The organism is Acinetobacter sp. ANC_7655 (assembly GCF_056784015.1).
Map to the genome: position 1 here is coordinate 110,461 of NZ_JBWYJB010000006.1, position 20,257 is coordinate 130,717.

The following is a 20,257-nucleotide window of genomic DNA, read 5'->3' on the forward strand; positions in this document are numbered from 1 at the left end:
CAAAATTGAATGTAGCATTTATTTTATGGCTTTAATTTATATAAAAACATTAAGATAAAAAAAGCCACCCTAAGGTGGCTTTTTGTTTGAAACTACTCTTCGTCTTTTTTATCGTCAGCTGGAGGTAAGTCCTTCACAGCTTCAGCAATTAGACCAAACATGTAGTTTCCGTATGCATTAGTTTTATCATAATGGAAACGTAAACGAGGTGTGATACGTGTCTTAATACGACGACTCAGCTCATGACGTAGAAAACCTGATGCTTTATTTAAAACATCTAGAGTATCTTTATTTGCTGCTTCACTTTGCTCATCACCAAGTTCACGACCCATGACAGTGACATAAACTTCAGCATAGCCTAAATCTGGGCTCACTTTCACCGCTGAGATGGTCACAAGACCACCTAAGCGTGGATCTTTCAGCTCCTGACGGATAAGTTCAGACAATTCACGCTGAACCGTGTCCGCCATACGCTTAAGACGTTGACTACCCGCCATTAAAGACTCCGTTTAATTAATTGAACATCATAGACTTCGATTTTATCGAGCACTTTGATGTCTTTATAGCCTTTGACTGCAAGACCACATTCCATACCAGCACGAACTTCTTCAACCACTTCTTTATAACGGCGCAGTGATTCAAGTTCACCTTGGAACACAACCACGTCATCACGTAAGACACGAATTGGTTTATTACGGTGTAATAAGCCCTCAAGAACCATACAACCTGCTGCCGCACCAAATTTACTTGAGTGGAATACTTCACGTACTTCAGCCACACCAAGAATTGTTTCACGATGTTCTGGTGCAAGCTTACCACTCATTGCATCTTTCACATCATCAATCAATTGATAAATGATTGAGTAGTAACGGATGTCGATACCATCTGCGTCAGCTTTTTGACGTGCTGTATTATCTGCACGAACGTTAAAGCCTAATAAGAATGCTTCTGAAGATTCTGCAAGTGTGACATCAGACTCAGTAATCGCACCAACACCTGAACCAATGACACGCACTTTCACTTCATCAGTTGAAAGTTCAGCCAATGCAACATGAAGCGCTTCCAATGTACCGCGAACATCTGTCTTCAGAACTACATTCACAATCGGCACATCTTTTTTGCCCATTGAAGCCATTAAGTTTTCAAGACGCATTGCAGATTGACGCTCTAAACGTTTTTGACGTTCACGATCCATACGCGCATCAGCCACTTCACGTGCTTTCTTCTCATCATTTACAACAAGAACTTCGTCACCTGCCATTGGCGCTTCTGGAAGACCTAAGATTTCAACTGGAATCGATGGACCTGCAGACTTAATACGTTGACCATTTTCATCAGTCATCGCACGTACACGACCGTAAGATGCGCCTGCAAGAACGAGGTCACCTACTTTTAATGTACCATTTTGAACAAGAATCGAAGTAACCGCACCACGACCTTTATCAACACGTGCTTCGATTACAACACCTTGTGCCGCACCTTCTTCAGAAGCTTTTAGCTCTAGAAGTTCAGATTGAATCAAGATCAAGTCAAGAAGTTCATCAATACCTGCACCCGTGTGCGCAGAAACCATCGCGACAGGGACATCACCACCCCATTGCTCAGGCACGATTTCTTTAGTTGTCAATTCATTCAATACGCGATCTGGATCAGCAGATTCTTTATCCATCTTGTTGATTGCAACAATGATTGGCGTACCTGCTGCACGAGCATGGTCAATCGCTTCCGCTGTTTGTGGCATAACACCATCATCAGCTGCGACCACCAATACAACGATATCAGTTGCTTTCGCACCACGTGAACGCATCGCAGTAAATGCTGCGTGTCCCGGAGTATCTAAGAAAGTGATAATACCTTTATCCGTTGTAACGTGATAAGCACCGATATGCTGTGTAATACCGCCCGCTTCACCTTGCGCTACTTTCGCACGACGAATACGATCAAGAAGCGATGTCTTACCATGGTCAACGTGACCCATGATAGTAACCACTGGTGGACGCGTTGTTTGTGCACCACGTGCTTCTTCAGCCGCTTCAAGTAAGTTATCTTCTGCTTGAGTATCTGATACTAGAACTGGGTTATGACCCATTTCTTCAACCACTAGAACTGCTGTATCTTGGTCAATTGATTGGTTTTGAGTGACAAGCTCACCCATTTTCATGAGTGTTTTAATTACTTCACGAACCTTAATCGCCATTTTTGCAGCAAGGTCAGCAACAACAATAGTTGCACCGATTTCAACATCATAAACTTGCTTTTTAACTGGCTTCTCGAAACCATGTTTATTAGCTTGGCTTGATTTCAAACCACGTTTATGAGAGTTGTCACGGAAAGATTGCTCTTCTTGACCACGACGACCACCTTTCTTAGGAGAACGTGCACCTGGTGTGTTATTACCACGCTTAATGTCACGGTCTTCTTTCGCAAATGAATCTTCGTATGCTTGACCAACAAGACCAGCAGCCAATGGAGAATCATCGACCACACGAATCGTTGCAGTTGCATCTTCATTAGAGTACTTAGAAGCCATCTGACGCATTTGTTCAAGCGTACGTTGTTGTGCTTCTTCAGCTGCTTTACGACGTGCTGCTTCTTCAACTGCTTTTAATTTAGCAGCTTCAGCTTCACGTGCTTTTTTCTGTTCTGCAGTTTCAGTTGGCTTAGTTGCTTGTTTAACAATCGGTTTATTTGTTGACTTGCGCTTAACCACAACCGCAGCTTTAGCAACTTCTTGCTTCTCACTCGATTGTTTCGCTGCAGCACGCATTGCATCTAAGTTCGCTTTCGCTTTACTTACTGCAGGTTGCGCCTTCTCTTCAGCTTGAACTGGTTTAACTTCAACTTTTTGCTGTGCTTTTGCTTCAGTTTCAGCTTTTGCTTTTGCCAATGCTTCAGCTTTAATTTGTTCAGGATCTGGCTTAGTGAACGTATGCTTCTTACGAACTTCTACGTTAATAGTTTTAGCTTTACCTGATGTACTTGCTACTTTTGCAGTACTCGTAGTTTTACGTTTCAACGTGATTTTTCCTGCGCTGCCGCTGTCTTGCCCATGCGCTTTTTTCAAATGAGCGACTAAACGGTCTTGCTGTTCTACTGAGATTGTGTCTTCTGCCTTAGATTGAGGCAACCCAGCATCTCGCACCTGATCTAATAGTTTTTCAACTGGAAGACCTACGCTGACTGCTAACTCTTTAATTGACTTATCCGTCATGTATGACCTCCTCGTTAATTAAACCATGATTCACGTGCTTTCATGATCAATTGACCTGCTTTCTCAGCACCTAAACCTTCGATATCAGAGATATCATCAGTTGCCTGATCTGCTAAATCATCTACTGTGATTACACCGCGAGCCGCTAATGCATAAGCAAGCTCTGAACTCATTCCTTCCATTGCTAGAAGCTCTTCGCTCGGTTCTTGAATATTTTCTTGCTCTTTCAGTGCATCTGCTAATGCAACTTCTTTCGCACGGCTTTGTAAAAGCTCAACCGTTTCTGCATCTAATTCGATTTCATCAAATGTTTCAGCTGGAACGTAAGCAATCTCTTCAAGTGAAGTAAAGCCCATTTCTACCAATGCCATCGCAAGGTCTTCTTCAATATCAAGACGACCTACAAACATATCGAGATATTGCTGTGCTTCATTTTGTTGACGAGCACGGTACTCTTCTTCAAGCATCATATTGAGCTTGTAACCAGTTAACTCAGAAGCTAAACGTACGTTTTGACCTTGAGAACCAATTGCACGCGCCAATTGATCGCTTGTAGCAAAAATAATATCTGCTGTGCGTTCTTCTTCATCAATCACAATACCCGATACATCTGCTGGCTCTAAAGCACTTGCGATATATTGAGCTGGATCATCTGACCAAACTACAACATCAATACGTTCACCGTTCAATTCTTGCTGTACAGCTTGGATACGTGTTCCACGCATACCAATACATGCACCAACTGGATCAATACGATGATCGTTCGTTTTCACTGCAATTTTAGCACGAACACCCGGTTGACGTGCAGCAGCTTTAATTTCGATGATTTCTTCAGAAATTTCTGGAATTTCTTTTTTCATCAATGCCATTAACATTTCTGGCTTAGCACGAGAAAGTTGTAGCTGCGCACCACGACCTTCACGGTTTACGTTAAATAAAATCGCATTTACACGCTGTTTAGGACGTAAAATTTCTTTTGCGATCATTTCTTCACGTGCAAGATATGCTTCCGCATTCTCACCGAGGTCAATAATGAAACCATCTTTAGTTTGTTTCTTTACTTCACCGTAAATTAACTCACCAACTTTAGATTCATATGCATCTGCAATAAGCGCACGTTCAGCTTCACGAATTTTCTGAACAATAACTTGCTTCGCGATTTGAGCTGCAATACGACCAAATTCAATTGATTCTACTTCAAGCTCACGCACATCACCGATTGACCATTTCGCTGGGTCCACATCAGAAATCGCGTCTTGGCATGCAGGCATTTCATGATCTTCATCTGCTACTACAGTCCATTGACGGAAAGTACGGTATTCACCAGTCTTACGATCGATTTCAACGCGCAACTGTGCTTCTTCAGAATTTGTGCCTTCGTAGAATTTTTTCTTCGTTGCAGCAACTAGAGCTTGCTCGAGCGCTTCGAAAATCGCTTCACGACTAACACCTTTTTCATTACTAACCGTCTCAGCAACGGTAAGAATTTCACGGCCCATAAGTCACCTACTATTCAAATTCTTTTAGTTAAGATTAATTTAGTCTTGGTAGATCAAGTTGGCCTTATCGATATTGTGACTATCGATCTCGAGCACTTGTTGCTTTTCAACTTCAACTTGGATCATTTCATTTTCTACATCTACAGCAACCAGTTTCGCTTGGAATTTACGGCGGTTATCCACTGCAGAAATCAAACGTAAAGCAACTTGTTGACCAATATATGCTTGCATCTGTTCAAGTTTAAAGAAAGTACGATCCCAACCTGGAGATGACACTTCTAATGCATATTCACCAGAAATTGGATCATGAACATCGAGGATTGCACCAACTTGTTGGGTAACACGTACACAATCTTGCACACCCACACCACGACCAAGATCAATTTCACCGTCTTCGGAAATAACAGGTTCTTTGTTTGGATCTTCAGGCTTGTCAATGTAGATACGTACTAGCGAACGCTTACCCTGAGGTGTAAATTCTAAACCCCATAGTTCAACATCGCACGCCTCAACAGCGGGTGCGATCAGTTCATACAATGCTTGGGTTTTATTTGATAACTTCATTTACTCTCGTCATTTATGTGCGATTCAATCGGCCAACAGACCGACACAGACTAACTATAGTGATAGCATGATTATTTGACCAATTGATGTCCACACTACACGATAGATAACAAAAAAGGGCGCATTCGCCCCCATTATTGCACAGAAAAGCAATGCCCACTGTGCAAAAAGGCCCACCTAGTTGTGAGCCTCTTTAGAAACTTGGTAGCGGGAGCTGGATTTGAACCAACGACCTTCGGGTTATGAGCCCGACGAGCTACCAGACTGCTCCATCCCGCATCAACGTGCAAAATTATATCTAAATTTGAATCATTTTTCAATCAGAAAAACTTTCTAATTAGACTTGATTAAGTTGCACCTTAATCAAAAGTGGTAGCGGGAGCTGGATTTGAACCAACGACCTTCGGGTTATGAGCCCGACGAGCTACCAGACTGCTCCATCCCGCATCAACGTGCAAAAAGTATATCTCAACTCAAACTTTGTTTAAGTTGCCTATTTTAAGTTTGCATCTTAATTATAGGATTGATTGGTAGCGGGAGCTGGATTTGAACCAACGACCTTCGGGTTATGAGCCCGACGAGCTACCAGACTGCTCCATCCCGCATCAACAGATTTTGCTGCAAACACCAACTTAAACTTCTGGATTATAAGTTGGTGCGGAAGGGGGGACTTGAACCCCCACGCCCGAAAGCACTACCACCTCAAGGTAGCGTGTCTACCAATTCCACCACCACCGCAGCTGTGACGCATTCTAGTGGTTTCAATGAAAAATTGAAAGCGAAATATTCAATTATTCAGCTGGTTTTGGTGCAGTTGATGAAGTTTCAGGCGATTTTTGATCAACTTGCTCAGTTGTGTTAATCGTTTTCAAACCATAAGCATCTGTCGTTTGCTGCTTCGCAAAGTAAGCCAAGCTAATACTTGTGATAAAGAATAAAGCAGTAAGTATCCCGGTTAAACGAGTTAAGAAGTTACCAGAACCAGAAGCGCCGAATACAGTCGCTGCACCGCCACCGCCAAAAGACGCACCTGCATCTGCACCTTTACCATGCTGTACTAGAATTAAAATAATCATCAATAACGCTAAAATGATGTGTAGCACCAGTACAAAAGATTGCATGATGAACTCCTAATTATTTTGATTGGGCAAATGCTTGCGCAATTTGAACAAATGATTCTGCATTGAGTGATGCACCGCCTACGAGGGCACCATTGATATCAGGGCATGCTGCCAATTCAACAGCATTCTCAGGTTTTACACTACCACCATAAAGAATTGCTATGTTTTGACCTTCAGGTGTAATTTGACTCAATCCTTCACGAATTTTAGCATGCATTGCTTGTGCATCATCCGGGGAAGCTGTTTTACCAGTTCCAATTGCCCAAATTGGCTCGTAAGCGACGGTAATATGCACCCATTGCTCTGGATTCACAACACCTGCAATGTCACAAATTTGTTGTAACACCACTTGCTCAGCTTGCCCACTTTCACGCTGTTCAAGGCTTTCACCCACACAATAGATGATATGTAAGTTAGCAGCTAAAGCATTTTTTATTTTTTCATTAAGAATCGCAGGCGTGTCATTAAATATTTCACGACGCTCAGAATGTCCAATTAATACATAATCGACCTGGCTATCCTTTAAAAGATCTGCGCTGACTTCACCTGTAAATGCACCAGTACCCGCAATACGAGATACATCTTGAGCAACCACAAACACTTCATGAGCATCTGTTGCAAGTTCATTTTTTACTTGGAGTAAAGCCAATAAAGTTGGCGCAACACCAATTTTACAAACATCATGAGCGATTGAAGCTTGCTCAAGCTGTTGTTTCAAATCAACTAAAAGCTGTTGCGTGTTAGCCTGCATTGGGTTCATTTTCCAATTGCCTACAACCCACGGAGTAATTGTCGAACCCGACATAGATCTAACCTTCTATCAAAAATGCGCACATTCTACACGGATTTTAAAAAATTAACGTAAAAATTCAATGGATACAGATTCAGCACCTAGAATTCTTTAAAAAAAGACAACATAAGATACAATACCCAACAGAATTAGTGAAAAAATTCAATTTTTTCATAGTTTTCGGATAATATTAATGATTTTAAGTATAGAATTTTCTACTTATAACCGTATAATTTTAATATTCGAATTATAAAATGAATTTAAGGCGTATTGGGGATGACTTTAGATCAAAGTGGGCCAAAATTTTCTGGGTTAAGTCGTCGTTTGGTTGATGAAGGCATTTTGACCTCCCAGCAAATGCAAAATGCTATTATTAATTCAAAAAAATCTCATCAAAAATTAGTACCTTACCTCGTTGAACATCTCAAAATACGAGCAAATACGATTGCTGAAATGGTTGCTCAAGAGTTTGGGGAGCCATTGTTCGATTTAGATGCATATAATGTTGAGTTACTACCCAAAGATATCGTTGCAGAAAATCTTGTTACAAAACATTTAATCTTACCTTTATATCAACGAGGTATATCTTTATTTGTAGCGACGAGTGATCCTACAGATATCGAAGCATTGGAAGCAATTCGATTTAATAGTAAATTAAACGTCGTTCCTATTACTGTAGAACATAATAAACTTGAAAAACTGATCGAAAAGCATTTTTCTGAAAATGAGAATTTCAATTTCGGTGATGAAGATCTTGACGTTAACGTGGTCGAGAACGATACACCGCAAAATAATAACGATGATGGTCCTTCAGGTGATGATTCCCCGATTGTTAAGTACATCAACAAGCTTTTGGTTGACGCCATTCGCATGGGTGCATCAGATTTACACTTCGAACCTTATGAAAAAACGTACCGAGTTCGATACCGCGTTGATGGTGTTTTAAGAACTGTTGCAAATCCACCATTGCAACTCGCGAATCGATTAGCTTCACGCTTGAAAGTTATGTCTCAAATGGATATTTCAGAAAAGCGTATTCCGCAAGATGGCCGTATTAAGCTTAAATTATCTCGTACTAAAGCGATTGATTTTCGTGTTAACTCATTGCCAACCTTATTTGGTGAAAAAATCGTATTACGTATTTTGGATCCGTCTAGTGCAATGCTTGGTATTGATGCATTAGGTTATGAAGAAGATCAGAAAGCTTTATTTCTTGAGGCACTTGAGAAGCCTCAAGGCATGTTACTGATTACGGGTCCAACAGGTTCTGGTAAAACAGTATCGCTTTATACAGGATTGAATATTTTAAATACTGAAAATGCCAACATCTCTACAGCAGAAGATCCCGTAGAAATTAACTTAGAAGGCATTAATCAGGTCAACGTCAACTATAAAGTGGGCTTAAGCTTCTCAGTCGCATTGAAATCATTCCTGCGTCAAGATCCTGATATTATTATGGTCGGGGAGATTCGAGATCTCGAAACAGCTGAAATTGCAATTAAGGCAGCACAAACAGGCCACATGGTGATGTCTACACTTCATACCAATAGTGCTCCTGAAACCTTAACCCGGTTGCGCAATATGGGGGTTCCCTCTTTTAATATTGCAACTTCGGTGAATCTCGTCATTGCTCAACGACTTGCTAGACGACTGTGTGTACACTGTAAAGTACCTGCTGATATTCCTAAACCAAGTTTGTTAGAAATGGGATTCACAGAACAGGATTTAGCAGATCCAGATTTTAAAATTTATCAACCTGTCGGTTGTCCTGAGTGCCGTGATGGTTATAAAGGACGTGTCGGTATTTATGAAGTCATGAAAGTGACACCTGAAATTTCGAAGATTATTATGGATGATGGCAATGCATTAGAGATTGCAGCTGCATCTGAAAGACTGGGGTTTAAGAATCTTCGACGTTCAGGCTTAATTAAGGTCATGAACGGACTCACTTCTTTACAAGAAGTGAATCGTGTGACCAGTGAATAATTAAAAATAAGGAAATCATTATGGCGGTGAAAAAAGCACAGATGATGCCAACGTTTGTATATGACGGCGTGGATCGCAAGGGAACCAAAGTTAAAGGTGAAATGCCTGCGCGTAATATTCAACTTGCAAAAGTCATGCTCCGCAAACAAGGCATTACGGTGCGTAGTATCCGCGAGAAGCGCAAGAATATTCTTGAAGGCTTAATGAAGAAGAAAGTGTCTACTTTGGACATCACCATCTTTACGCGTCAGCTTGCCACCATGATGAAAGCAGGTGTACCACTTGTTCAAAGCTTTGAAATTGTTGCAGAAGGCTTAGATAATCCTGCAATGCGTGAAGTGGTTTTGGGTATTAAAACTGAGGTCGAAGGTGGTAATACTTTTGCAGGTGCACTACGCAAATATCCTCAGCATTTTGATCAGTTATTCTGCTCATTGGTAGAATCAGGTGAGCAATCAGGTGCGCTTGAAACCATGCTCGATCGAGTTGCGATTTATAAAGAAAAAAGTGAAGTTCTCAAACAAAAAATTAAAAAAGCGATGAAGTATCCAATTACTGTCATTGTGGTTGCAATTATTGTGACCATTATTTTGATGGTCAAAGTGGTTCCTGTCTTCTCTGAGATGTTTAGCTCATTTGGCGCAGACTTACCTGCGTTCACGCAACTCGTAGTGGCAATGTCTGAGTGGGTGCAAAAATATTGGTTTATTTTAATTATCGGTATCGCGCTGACCATTATCGGCTTTATTGAAGCCAAAAAACGTAGTCAAAAATTTGCGGATGCATTAGATCGCACGGCTTTAAGGCTGCCTATTTTTGGTGATTTGGTTTATAAAGCAATTATCGCACGTTATAGCCGTACACTTTCAACCACATTTGCTGCCGGCGTCCCTTTAATCGATGCACTCCAATCAACAGCTGGTGCAACGAATAACGTGGTATATGAGCAAGCAGTTATGCGTATTCGTGACGACGTTGCGACTGGTCAACAACTTCATTTCGCTATGCGCTCGACCAATTTATTCCCATCTATGGCTGTGCAAATGGTAGCGATTGGTGAAGAATCGGGTTCACTCGATGCTATGCTAGATAAGGTTGCAACCCATTATGAAAGTGAAGTCGACAATGCTGTCGATGGCTTAACCTCCATGATGGAGCCTTTGATTATGGCCATTCTAGGTGTCTTGGTCGGCGGTTTAGTCATCGCAATGTATCTTCCAATCTTCCAAATGGGTTCTGTGGTGTAATGAACGAAATAATTGGGTATTTAATTCAATCGCCTACAGCACTCTATTTAACTGTAGGAATCATCAGCTTATGTGTCGGCAGTTTTTTAAATGTTGTCATTTACCGCACACCTAAAATGATGGAGCAAGAATGGCGTCAAGACTGTCAGACGTTTTTACATCCCGACCAAGCCATAATTGATGAAGATAAGCTCACGCTAAGTAAACCTGCATCGACCTGCCCAAAATGTAAAACACCTATTCGTTGGTATCAAAATATCCCAGTGATAAGTTGGTTATTTTTGCGTGGAAAATGTGGTGAATGTGAAAATCCGATCAGCATTCGTTATCCACTGGTAGAAGTTTTGACTGCTGTTTGCTCATTAATGGTCGTCGCGGTATTTGGTCCAAGCCTACAAATGCTTTTTGGCTTAATTTTAACGTGGACACTGATCGCACTCACATTCATCGACTTCGATACACAACTTTTACCCGATCGATATACTCTCCCCTTGGCTGCACTTGGTTTAGCGGTAAATAGCTATGCACTCTACACCTCACCTACCTCCGCAATTTGGGGATATTTGATTGGTTTCCTCTGTTTATGGGTAGTGTACTATTTATTTAAAATCGTGACAGGCAAAGAAGGAATGGGATATGGCGACTTCAAATTACTGGCCGCGCTTGGTGCATGGATGGGTCCATTTTTATTACCGCTCATTGTCCTACTTTCATCCTTAGTCGGTGCAATCATCGGCATCATTTTGATGAAAGTCAAAAAAGAAAATCAGCCCTTTGCTTTTGGACCTTATATTGCGATTGCTGGATGGATTGCATTCTTATGGGGTAACGAAATTATGAAGGTTTATTTAGGGGGTTAAGCTAAAATAAGCCCCATTATGATAATTACAAGGTTTTTTTACATGCGCTTTATTTTGGGCTTAACAGGTGGTATTGGTAGTGGAAAAACTGCTGCAAGTCAGTGGTTTGAAAAACAAAGGATTACCGTTGTTGATGCAGATATCGTGGCACGTGAAGTGGTTGAAATTGGAAAACCTGCACTACAAAAAATTAAAGATCATTTTGGGGATTGGGTGCTATTGGAAGATGGCGCACTCGACCGCAGAGCGTTAAGAGACCATATTTTTAAACATCCTGAAGCTAGAAAGATATTAGAAAATATTACGCATCCTGCAATTCGCCTATCGATTATTGAACAACTACAACGGGCGACCAGTCCTTATGCCATTTTAGTTTCCCCACTCTTGTTTGAAACCAATCAACACCAACTTACTCAACGTACTTTACTGATCGATGCATCAACAGAATTACAAATCTTGCGTGCTTCGCAACGTGATCATCAAGACATTGAGCAAATTAAAAAGATAATGAGTGCGCAAATGTCTCGTGAAGAAAAATTAAAACGTGCAGACGATGTTGTTATAAATGATGGTGAACTTGATCATCTCTATCAACAACTCGCTGTAAAACACCAATATTATCTTAGTCTTGCACAACAAGCTTAGATTAAAAAAAAGCAGTCTAAGAAGACTGCTTTTTTTGTTGCTCAAGTTTTTGGCTTAGTGCATCTTGGCGACCCAGCCATCGCCATGGTTGTAATGCGCCTATCGCCATACCCAATAACCCAAATAACATCGCAATACTTAAAGGTTCATTTAACAAAGGCACTGCCAAAATTGCAGCTAAAAAAGGCGCTAAATTGGTAATGCTCCCTGCTTTAAAAGCCCCGAGTCTTTTAATCGCTTCCACATAAGTTAAAGTTGCAATAATGACCACGAATATGCCATGAAATATTGTTTGAAACATTAAATGCTGAGGCTGAGGAGTACTAAGATCTTTGGGTAAAAATAACACGTAAATGGGTACATAAATCACGGCTGACCAGATGGCAACTCCACACATCGCCTGCCATGCACTCAGTTGGAATTTACGCAGTAATACGGTAAATATTGCCCAAAAAATGGCGCTCAAGAAGAATAATCCATCACCAGCACCAAAAGGAATGCCAGATTCACGATACATCAGGAGACTCATAATACCGAGCACGGTGATCATAATGATCAAACTTGCCCATGTATGACGATCAAAAGCCTGCTTCATCAATATTAAAGCCACGATGGCAGTACAAATAGGAATACAACCATTGAGAAAAATTGCAGCATGCGCAGTCGGTGCATAGTGAAATGCGCTATAAGCCAACAAACAATAGATCACACCACCAATCATTGCCAAGATAAATGGCTCTTTTTTAAGTAAAAAAGAGGCTTCTCTACGATAAAGTAAAATCGGCATTAAGATCAAAAAAGCCAGTGAAAAACGCAGTGCCACAATGTCCCAAGTATTGATGTGCCATAGCGCATTTAATCGTGCAGTGAGGGTAAATCCCCCCCAGATGCACATGGTAGTAATAAGAAAAAAATAGCCTTGGGCTCGATCTGAAAGTGCCATCTCAAATTAGGCTTGACGTTGTCTACATGCTTCGTAAAGTGCCATGCCTGTCGCCACACTCACATTCAAACTTTGTAAATTGCCACTCATTGGAATATAAACTTTGTGATCGCATTGCGCCTGAGTAATCGGTCTTAAACCAGTATCTTCAGCACCCATAATCACTGCGACAGGACCAGTCAAATCACATTCGTGAATAGGTAGAGCATGCTCATCTAACATCGTGCCAATCACTCGAACATTAAAATCATCTTTGATTTTAGCTAAAGTACGAGCCAAATTCGTCACTTGGATAAATTTAACTTTCTCTGCACCACCAGCAGCAACCTTACGAGCAGTTGGTGTTAAGCTCGCAGAACGATCACGAGGAACAACAACCGCGTGTACGCCCATGGCTGCCGCAGTTCGAATACACGCACCCAAATTATGCGGGTCCGTCACTTGGTCAAGCGCCAGTAAAAAAACATTGTCTGTACTTTTGATTAATTGCTCAAGATCATTTTCATTCAGCGTTGGATGAGGACGAACTGCAGCAACGACACCTTGATGAAAAGGTTGTCCAGCCAGTTTTTCAAGGCTGTCTCGGCTCGCTTTTTGAATACTAATTCCGAAAGGTTCAGCCAACTCAAAAATACGTTTTAAACGTTGATCTTCACGACCTTTTAGTGCAAATAGAGTCAAAACGCGTTCAGGTTCTAACTCCAACAATGACTCCACAGAATGAACGCCATAATAATATTCGGGTTTAGCCATGAACGACCTCAACTCACTAAGACAATACAATAATATAGAAAAGAAAAATCCCGCAAAGCCAACTTTACAGGATTTTATATAGCGAATAGTTTAACCGATTTGACCATTGGATGTTGGTCAAATTTTTTTTTGGTAATTAGCCTTCGAAATGACAAACGTAGTCTAATACGTCATCTGTTTCGATTTTGAAACGGCTCTCACCAGGCACGTAAAACGACTGCCCTGCACGGAAAAGCTCATGTTCTTCATTGTCTGCAATTGTGACACGACATTCACCAGAAATAATTTCCATACGCTCTGGTACATGTGTTTCAAAAGTAAGCGGTTGTTCCGTCGGTAGAATAACCCCAAGTGTTTTTTTCGTACCGTCTTCAAATTGAACAGTGTGGCTAATACACGTCCCGCCAAAATAAACATTTGATTTTTTTACAACAGATACATGATCAAATTGTGATGACATGCGTATTCTCCAAATAATGCGCATTTTATAAATTTTAATTGCCGTAGTTTAATTGCGCTCGAGCAACTAATCAATCAGTGTTTTGCAATGGTTTTTATAAGCAACTTTTGTTCCCTATTGATGAAATTTAAAGATTTTTTTGATTTCTTCTATATATCTTTTGTACACAGGTAAAAGAATATATTCAGTCACTAGTAATCAACCTAATTTCAGTTAAAATGCAAACTAAAAGTTCTCATATTCAAATGTCGTGACTTGAGACTAAAACAAAATTTCTCTATCTTAGAATCCACACTTTCGCAGCTCGGATGCGTTTATGCTGACACACCTTAATCTGATCAACTTTGCTTTAGCCGATAACTTAGCCATTGATATTGATCAAGGTTTCAATGTTCTTACGGGTGAAACTGGTGCAGGTAAATCTTTATTACTCGATGCATTATCAGCGTGTTTAGGCGAGCGTACTGATACGAATTACGTTCGTTATGGTTCAGATAAGGCTGATGTTACAGCCGTATTTAGTTATCAAGATCAAAGTCCCGAAGCTGAATGGTTAAGCACTCATGAGCTGGCAGATGAATCAGGTGAAATTCACCTAAGACGGGTAATCTTTGCTACAGGTCGTAGTAAAGCTTGGATCAATGGACGTCCAAGTAGCCTGTCAGAATTAAAGGAAATTGGCAGACTCTTAGTCCAACTTTACAGCCAACATAGTCAGCAACAATTGTTAGAACCACCCTATCCAAAACATTGGTTGGATCGTTACAGCAATTTTGGTCAGCATACGCTCGCTGTCAAAGACAGTTATAACGCATGGCAAAAAAATATCCGACAGCATCAAGCTGCGCTTGATGCACAGACCACCCGCCTTCAACGCATTGAGATACTTAATCTTCAATTAGAAGAATTAGAAGAAGTGGTTCGACTTGACTATAAAGAAATTGAACAAGAGTTCGATCGCTTAAGTCATCATGAACACATCATGCAAGATTGTAGTTATGCAATCAACGTTTTAGATGAGTCTGATCAAAATATCACTCAGGAAATTTCAAGTATTATTCGCAAGCTTGAATCTCATGCAGGTCGTAGTGATTTACTCTCTGAAATTTATAACTCATTATTAAATGCGCAAAGTGAACTCGATGATGCCAGTGCTAATTTAAAACAATTCATTGACCGTCAGAGTTTTGATCCTGAACGAATGGAAGAGTTAAACACACAACTGGAAATATTCCATCGTTTAGCGCGCAAATATCGAGTACAACCCGAAGATTTAAAATCAGAATACGAACATTGGCAGGCAGAGCTAGAACAATTACATCAGCTTGAAGATCCAGAGACTTTGGCTGAACAAGTTGAAATTTCACATCAACAGTTTATAGAGAAAGCTCAATATCTAGATGATATTCGTCGTAAAGCAGCAGAGCCCTTAGCCAAACTCTTAACAGAACAAGTCAAACAACTGGCTTTACCAGAAGCTCATTTTGAATTCCGTTTCGATCCTCTGGAGCAGCCTTCATCTGAAGGGTTTAGTTTTATTCAATTATTGTTCACAGCAAACAAAGGGATTCCACCTCAACCGCTTGCGAAGGTTGCCTCTGGTGGTGAATTGTCACGTATTGCATTGGTCATGCAAGTTATGAATGCAGAAAAAACTGAAGCTGAAGTACTCGTTTTTGACGAAATTGATGTGGGCATCAGCGGTGGAACAGCTGAGATTGTCGGTCGCTTATTGGCTGGATTAGGTCAACATGTTCAAATTCTATGTATTACACATCAAGCCCAAGTTGCAGCGCAATCGGACCAACATTTGTTAGTGAAAAAACTGCAAACAGACCCTGCTAGCAGCACTATCGTTGAGCTTGATGAAGATCAACGGATATTAGAGCTTGCTCGTATGACTGGTGGTGTCGAAATTAGCGAGACCACCCTTCAACATGCAAAACAATTAAGACAATTAAAGTTTCAGACCAGCACATCTTGATTATTTTAAAAGGATTGTTGAAAACCCATAAGTCTAGTATGTTGAAGTAAAGTGATACTCAAACATAGGAGAAGCCATTAGGTGAGTAAACAATTTCTAACGCACCGTTGCCTGATTGCCCCACCTGATTTAGCAGATGATTTCTTCGCAAATAGTGTGGTCTATATTGCTCGTCATGATCATGAAGGTGCGCAGGGAATTATGATCAATCGTCCAGCTGGGATTCAGGTTAAAGAACTCTTAACAGATCTTGATATCGTTGCAGATCATGTTCACCCACATGATGTCTTACAAGGTGGTCCTTTACGACCAGAAGCGGGTTTTGTACTTCATACGGGTCAACCTACTTGGCATGCGTCCATCGCTGTAGGTGAAAATCTCTGTTTAACAACTTCAAAGGATATTCTTGATGCAATCGCACACAATGAAGGTGTTGGTCGCTATCAAATTGCTTTAGGCTATGCAAGTTGGAGTAAAAACCAGTTGGAGCAAGAAATCGCTCGAGGTGACTGGCTCATTTGTGACTCTGATATGGATTTGATTTTTAACTTACCCTATGACGATCGCTGGGACGCTGCCTATAGAAAAATGGGGGTCGATCGTACATGGCTTTCATCTGAGATTGGACATGCCTGATTCAACTACCGCTCAACTCATTATGGCCTTTGACTTTGGCACACAAAAAACAGGAATGGCTGTAGGATCGTCCATTATTGAAAGTGCTACGCCACTTTCACTTTTACCGATGAAAGATGGCATTCCCAATTGGGATGATCTACTCAAAATTGTAAAACAGCATTCTCCAAATCTGTTTTTAGTCGGGCTACCACTGAATATGAATGATAGCGAATCGGAACTATCAACACGAGCACGTAAATTTGCCCGTCGTTTAAGACACCAAACCAATATAGAAACATGGATGGTGGATGAGCGATTAACAACTCGCGAAGCGCGTGATGAACTCGATCATTATCAGGCGCAAGGGCGTGGAAAAAAGTTGTCCGCAGACAGCTTGGCAGCCGCTTTATTTATTGAAAGTTGGTATCGTAATCCTCAAGGTATTCAACCTTAATAGAATATTTGCCACTTCATCTAGGATAAAAATAGCGAAAGGTTAAATTGATTCTAGGCTCTAATACTTTGGTTGATTTCGCTAAAGTGTGTTTCCAAAAACGCTGTGTTTGACCTTTCATCACAATCAACTGTCCTGATTGTAGATATATTTCCGCAGTATGAGTTTTATCACGATGTTTAAATCTAAATTTTCGGGTTGCGCCGAGACTCAGTGAAGCAATGACGGTCTCGCCATGTTCAGGATCTCTTAATGCAGCCTCATCATCACTATGCCATCCTACACCTTGAGTTCCATCTTCATACAAATTAGCCAAACAAGAATTAAATTGAACTCCTGTTATAAGTTCAATTTTTTGCTTGAGTGCTAATAATTTCAAATCCCAAATCTGTGCTTGTTTATCCATCCCTGAATAGTGATATTGATAGTTTTGGTCACCATACCATACGACTTTACGACCCGTCTTAAAATATTGGCCGTATAAAATCACTTCATCCTGTTCCCAAGCTAAAGCTTTGAAAAAATAATCGAAATAATTTTGTGATTCAGCATGAGTAAGTATAAGACCGTAATCTTCTACAATCCCATCACAAGATAGGAGATTTGAATTGGGTTCGGGTGCAAACAGCTCAAAGTTCATAACCAATTTGCCATGAAAATATAACCGTATATTAGCTGAATATTTCAACTGACAAATTGAAACATTGTGAACGCTTGTGACACTGGACAATCAAGCTTAGACTGGCATAAATGTAGACAATAAAAACAATCGCTTATGAATTTATGGCAACTTTTTCTAAAACTTAAACCTTTCGTTAGACCTTATCGCTTTTTAGTGATTGCCACTCTCTTTCTTACGCTCATCGGCTCATTCACAGCTCAAGTGAATGCACTCACTTTGCAGTATGCGGTTGATGAAATTAATGCGCTGGTTGAGAATGGCTTTGGCTTAGCCGAAGGCTGGAATATCCTGATTACCATTACAGCGATATTATTGGGTAAAGAAGTGATTAATGCTTTTGTCCAATTCGGACAAAAGTTTTATGGTGAAAAACTTAGAATTTTTATTTCACAAGATTTAGCACAAGGCATCATTGAAAAATTTCTGACCTATAGATTAGCTTTTTTCAACGAAGAGAATAATCAGGCGGGAAAATTACAAACACGAATCGATCGTGGTATTGGCTCTCTGACTCGTCTAGTTCAAATATTCTTTATTGACATTTTGCCGTTATTTACCAGTGCGATCGTGGCTTTAGGATTAATGTACTACGCCAACTTTTATGTTGGCTTAGTGGCGACCACTATCGTTCCAATCTACTTCTGGTTAACTTATAAACAAGCACAAAAACTCGGAGGCTGGCGTAGAAATTTACGTGATGGTCGAGAAAAGAAAAGCCAAGGTATCCTCGGAATTATTAATTCAATTACGGTTATCAAATCTTTCAACCGTGAGTCAATAGAATCGACCAAACAACTCAAACTACAAAAAGAACTCACAGATAATCAAATGCAAACCCGTCAGGTCAGCTTTTTATTTGATGGGTTAAAAACCTTTATTGAACAAATAGGTATTGTTTTAATCATCATCCTAACTGCGTATTTTGTGCTTGATGGTCAGATGAGCATCGGTATGATCATGTTTCATGTACTGCTGTTCAATAATGTATCCGCACCAATTCGCTCCTTACATCGTATATATGATGAAGTGAATGATGCCATGATCTATTCAGAAAGCTTCTTTAAAATTTTAGAAGCAGATGATCAAATTGAACCTACAGGTCAACTCAAACCGCAAATTCAAGGAAAATTTACGCTGAAAAATGTTGAATTCTTTTATCCAAACGGTCACCACGCACTAAAGAATATCAATATGGAGATTCGACCCAATAAAATTACTGCATTAGTTGGCTTATCAGGTGCGGGAAAATCAACCTTAATCAGTCTTTTAGATAAATTTTATGAACCTAATCAGGGATGTATCGAACTCGATGGCATCGATCTCAATCAAATTGATACTCAATATTTGAGAGATCATATTGGATTAGTCCTACAAAAAAATCATATTTTCCAAGGGACTATTCTTGAAAATATTCGCTATGGTAAAACAGAAGCCACTGAAGAAGACGTGATCATTGCTGCTAAAAAAGCCTCCATTCATGAGCAAATTTTACAACTTCCAGATGGCTATCATTCCGATGCATTGCAACTCTCTGGAGGACAACAACAGCGTATTGCGATTGCTCGTATGTTCTTGAAAAATCCGCCGATTATCTTTTTAGATGAACCGACTGCGAGTTTGGATGCCATCGCTTCGGAACAAATTAAACAAAGCCTTGATGAGATTAAACAAGGACGTACTGTCATTATTATCTCGCACAGCCTGTCGCAAATTATCGATGCGGATTATACCTATGTCATGAAAGAAGGCGAAATTGCCGAGCATGGAGAACATGATGCCCTTTACCATCAAGACGGTGTGTATAAACAAATTTTTGATGCGATGGCTAAAAGTTTGAATATCGAAAAAATTGCAAAAACTTTTGAAGACGATGGAGATGAGGAAACCCATAGTTAAAGTTTAATCTAGGTAACCTTGGCATTGAAGCAGTTGAATCAACACACAGTCATCTGCTTCATATAGCTGACTTAACTTCGTGTAAGGATCACCATCGAGCGCTAACATCTGTGCAAATGCAGGTTCAGTTTTTATACCTTTTCGCTTAAGGCGAATGATTTCCTGTTTAAATTGGTCATTTGCCAAATCTAATATTCTATGTTCAACGTAGAAGTGCTGGAATCCCGCCTGCTGATCAATTGGTGTTGTAGAACAAAATATCTCAATTGACCAAGCACAATATTCGAATCGGCAAATCCAAGTATCACGTTCAAAATAACTTCGCTCAATGCACCATGCCTTATATGTTTGAAATAATTTTAGTGTTTCAATCAAATGATTCTCTTGCTCAATCGGATAACTACAAATGAGGTCGATATCACTTTGAGCTGTTGCAATTCCTAAAGGTGGCGTACCGACCACTGTAACTTGATACCGCTTGAGTATTTCCAAAAGGTTTAAGTCATCAATGACTTTTTGAAAGTGTATTTTTTTCATTGTTATT

At 40.3% G+C, this 20,257-nt stretch carries 19 protein-coding genes and 4 tRNA genes; 8 read left to right on the plus strand and 15 right to left on the minus strand.

Annotated features, from left to right (window positions below):
- Nucleotides 1-92 precede the first annotated feature (92 nt).
- The 10 genes from AC1M9N_RS08445 to tpiA form a co-directional block, all read right to left on the minus strand.
- Nucleotides 93-497, minus strand: a complete 405-nt coding sequence (locus tag AC1M9N_RS08445) for a ribosome-binding factor A (RefSeq protein WP_035266025.1) — start codon at nucleotides 495-497, stop codon at nucleotides 93-95.
- Complete coding sequence (infB, locus tag AC1M9N_RS08450) at nucleotides 497-3,211, minus strand: translation initiation factor IF-2 (protein ID WP_180028666.1); 2,715 nt, start codon at nucleotides 3,209-3,211, stop codon at nucleotides 497-499. The genes AC1M9N_RS08445 and infB overlap by 1 nt, the downstream gene beginning before the upstream one ends.
- A gap of 14 nt (nucleotides 3,212-3,225) precedes the next feature.
- Nucleotides 3,226-4,710: a transcription termination factor NusA gene (nusA, locus tag AC1M9N_RS08455; protein ID WP_035266021.1), complete on the minus strand. Its 1,485-nt coding sequence runs from the start codon at nucleotides 4,708-4,710 to the stop codon at nucleotides 3,226-3,228.
- Nucleotides 4,711-4,749: 39 nt separating this feature from the next.
- Complete coding sequence (gene rimP, locus AC1M9N_RS08460) at nucleotides 4,750-5,274, minus strand: ribosome maturation factor RimP (protein WP_035266019.1); 525 nt, start codon at nucleotides 5,272-5,274, stop codon at nucleotides 4,750-4,752.
- A gap of 202 nt (nucleotides 5,275-5,476) precedes the next feature.
- A tRNA-Met gene (locus AC1M9N_RS08465) sits at nucleotides 5,477-5,553 on the minus strand.
- 91 nt (nucleotides 5,554-5,644) lie between these two features.
- Nucleotides 5,645-5,721: transfer RNA gene (locus AC1M9N_RS08470), tRNA-Met, on the minus strand.
- A gap of 81 nt (nucleotides 5,722-5,802) precedes the next feature.
- A tRNA-Met gene (locus tag AC1M9N_RS08475) sits at nucleotides 5,803-5,879 on the minus strand.
- Nucleotides 5,880-5,927: 48 nt separating this feature from the next.
- A tRNA-Leu gene (locus tag AC1M9N_RS08480) sits at nucleotides 5,928-6,012 on the minus strand.
- 53 nt (nucleotides 6,013-6,065) lie between these two features.
- A complete protein-coding gene (gene secG / locus AC1M9N_RS08485; protein WP_035266018.1) occupies nucleotides 6,066-6,395 on the minus strand; it encodes a preprotein translocase subunit SecG in 330 nt (109 codons plus the stop codon).
- A 13-nt stretch (nucleotides 6,396-6,408) separates the two neighbouring features.
- Nucleotides 6,409-7,200, minus strand: a complete 792-nt coding sequence (gene tpiA, locus AC1M9N_RS08490; RefSeq protein WP_481954585.1) for a triose-phosphate isomerase — start codon at nucleotides 7,198-7,200, stop codon at nucleotides 6,409-6,411.
- Between the two features lie 261 nt (nucleotides 7,201-7,461).
- Here tpiA and pilB point away from each other — a divergent pair, with 261 nt between their 5' ends.
- Genes pilB through coaE form a run of 4 tightly spaced genes read left to right on the plus strand, consistent with a single transcriptional unit; the run spans nucleotide 7,462 to nucleotide 11,923 of the window.
- A complete protein-coding gene (pilB, locus tag AC1M9N_RS08495; RefSeq protein WP_481954586.1) occupies nucleotides 7,462-9,171 on the plus strand; it encodes a type IV-A pilus assembly ATPase PilB in 1,710 nt (569 codons plus the stop codon).
- 20 nt (nucleotides 9,172-9,191) lie between these two features.
- A complete protein-coding gene (locus tag AC1M9N_RS08500) occupies nucleotides 9,192-10,418 on the plus strand; it encodes a type II secretion system F family protein (RefSeq protein WP_092766657.1) in 1,227 nt (408 codons plus the stop codon).
- On the plus strand, nucleotides 10,418-11,278 hold the full coding sequence (locus AC1M9N_RS08505; RefSeq protein ID WP_481954587.1) for a prepilin peptidase: 861 nt from the start codon (nucleotides 10,418-10,420) through the stop codon (nucleotides 11,276-11,278). Before AC1M9N_RS08500 ends, AC1M9N_RS08505 begins: the two co-directional genes overlap by 1 nt.
- Before the next feature lie 42 nt (nucleotides 11,279-11,320).
- On the plus strand, nucleotides 11,321-11,923 hold the full coding sequence (gene coaE / locus AC1M9N_RS08510; protein WP_481597508.1) for a dephospho-CoA kinase: 603 nt from the start codon (nucleotides 11,321-11,323) through the stop codon (nucleotides 11,921-11,923).
- Between the two features lie 16 nt (nucleotides 11,924-11,939).
- Here the strand turns inward: coaE and AC1M9N_RS08515 are convergent, their stop codons facing one another.
- From AC1M9N_RS08515 to ppnP, 3 genes are all read right to left on the minus strand, one after another.
- Complete coding sequence (locus AC1M9N_RS08515; protein ID WP_481954588.1) at nucleotides 11,940-12,866, minus strand: DMT family transporter; 927 nt, start codon at nucleotides 12,864-12,866, stop codon at nucleotides 11,940-11,942.
- Between the two features lie 6 nt (nucleotides 12,867-12,872).
- Nucleotides 12,873-13,619: a 23S rRNA (guanosine(2251)-2'-O)-methyltransferase RlmB gene (rlmB, locus tag AC1M9N_RS08520; protein ID WP_035266007.1), complete on the minus strand. Its 747-nt coding sequence runs from the start codon at nucleotides 13,617-13,619 to the stop codon at nucleotides 12,873-12,875.
- A 136-nt stretch (nucleotides 13,620-13,755) separates the two neighbouring features.
- The gene (gene ppnP, locus AC1M9N_RS08525) at nucleotides 13,756-14,079 is read right to left on the minus strand and encodes a pyrimidine/purine nucleoside phosphorylase (RefSeq protein ID WP_092766653.1); all 324 of its coding nucleotides are present in this window, start codon (nucleotides 14,077-14,079) and stop codon (nucleotides 13,756-13,758) included.
- A 316-nt stretch (nucleotides 14,080-14,395) separates the two neighbouring features.
- Between ppnP and recN the strand changes: the two genes are divergently transcribed.
- The 3 genes from recN to ruvX all read left to right on the plus strand — a co-directional run bounded on the left by recN (nucleotide 14,396) and on the right by ruvX (nucleotide 17,135).
- A complete protein-coding gene (gene recN, locus AC1M9N_RS08530; protein ID WP_481608908.1) occupies nucleotides 14,396-16,063 on the plus strand; it encodes a DNA repair protein RecN in 1,668 nt (555 codons plus the stop codon).
- Nucleotides 16,064-16,144: 81 nt separating this feature from the next.
- Entirely contained in the window at nucleotides 16,145-16,699 is a 555-nt protein-coding gene (locus AC1M9N_RS08535) for a YqgE/AlgH family protein (RefSeq protein ID WP_035266003.1), read from the plus strand.
- A complete protein-coding gene (ruvX, locus tag AC1M9N_RS08540) occupies nucleotides 16,692-17,135 on the plus strand; it encodes a Holliday junction resolvase RuvX (protein WP_481954589.1) in 444 nt (147 codons plus the stop codon). Before AC1M9N_RS08535 ends, ruvX begins: the two co-directional genes overlap by 8 nt.
- A 16-nt stretch (nucleotides 17,136-17,151) precedes the next feature.
- Here ruvX and AC1M9N_RS08545 read toward each other — a convergent pair whose 3' ends face one another.
- Nucleotides 17,152-17,775: an alpha-ketoglutarate-dependent dioxygenase AlkB family protein gene (locus AC1M9N_RS08545; RefSeq protein ID WP_481954590.1), complete on the minus strand. Its 624-nt coding sequence runs from the start codon at nucleotides 17,773-17,775 to the stop codon at nucleotides 17,152-17,154.
- 135 nt (nucleotides 17,776-17,910) lie between these two features.
- Between AC1M9N_RS08545 and AC1M9N_RS08550 the strand changes: the two genes are divergently transcribed.
- Nucleotides 17,911-19,713, plus strand: coding sequence for an ABC transporter ATP-binding protein (locus AC1M9N_RS08550; RefSeq protein ID WP_481610035.1), 1,803 nt, complete (start codon nucleotides 17,911-17,913; stop codon nucleotides 19,711-19,713).
- Between the two features lie 3 nt (nucleotides 19,714-19,716).
- Here AC1M9N_RS08550 and AC1M9N_RS08555 read toward each other — a convergent pair whose 3' ends face one another.
- Complete coding sequence (locus AC1M9N_RS08555; RefSeq protein WP_481596157.1) at nucleotides 19,717-20,250, minus strand: DUF4269 domain-containing protein; 534 nt, start codon at nucleotides 20,248-20,250, stop codon at nucleotides 19,717-19,719.
- Nucleotides 20,251-20,257: the final 7 nt, after the last annotated feature.